General features: G+C 27.8%; 1 protein-coding gene and 1 pseudogene. Both read right to left on the bottom strand.

All coding sequences use genetic code 11. From position 1 onward, the window contains the following. Positions 1–269, bottom strand: a 269-nt coding sequence (locus CQA76_RS08910; protein ID WP_137623019.1) for a PoNe immunity protein domain-containing protein, incomplete at its 3' end; no start/stop codon positions are given. Continuing rightward, a pseudogene (locus CQA76_RS08915) lies at positions 253–852 on the bottom strand (hypothetical protein); the annotation flags it as partial. The pseudogene CQA76_RS08915 and the gene CQA76_RS08910, both read right to left, overlap by 17 nt.

Consider the following 852-nt stretch of genomic DNA (forward strand, 5'->3'; position numbering starts at 1 on the left):
ATATCAAATCCAAATTCTGAATGTTTTTTTTGTATTATTGATATAACTTCTTCTAAATCTTTTTTAACTAATTTTATATCATCACCACGAGCATATTTACGCATAGCGTTATGAAATTTCTGATCTTCTATATAAAAAAGATAATTTTCCCTTCTTGCATCTCCTAAAGGAAGTTCTAAAAGTTCTTTTTCATCCTCTTCAATCTCTTTTTCACATTTTATTATTTTTTCAGTAAAATACGCTTCATCTTTACTAGTATCCCTTACCATTTTCTATCCTTTCGATTAAGTTTTTAGTTTTTGCGTTTTTATCTAATTCTTTAATGCTTACATTGCCTTTTTTATCGATATGAAACAAATCCTTTCTAACTTCATTACTATTAAGAAGTTTTTTTATTTCTTTAGCATGTTCTTCCCCTACATCGTCTTTAAGTCGCTTTAGCTCATTCTTTGTTAGCCAACCATCACTCATTTGTTTGGTTTTTCTATTTAATTTGCTCGTTCCAAACTTAGCTTCTGCGATGATATATTTTGGATTTTTATTTGGATTATAATAAATTCCATCAATTCCATGATGAATTTTATCATCAAGTCCTTTGACTTGATTTAAGCTGATTCTTTTATAACCTCTAGCTTTGTAATATTTATCCATTTGCATTTCAGCATAATTACCTTTTTGCCGATTATTCTTTAATGCTTCTATTTGCTTTGCTCTATCGTTTTTTTTATTTTCTTTATCTTTATCTTTCTTCTTTTTACCACCCAAAATAACCTGCTCCCATTCCTGCTTTTTATTTTTTACTTTTCTAAGCTTATTGGCTTGTATTTTCATAGGAGCAAATTTAATCTTATT

This window comes from Campylobacter aviculae, assembly GCF_005406215.1.
In the GTDB taxonomy this organism is placed as follows: Bacteria; Campylobacterota; Campylobacteria; order Campylobacterales; family Campylobacteraceae; genus Campylobacter_D; species Campylobacter_D aviculae.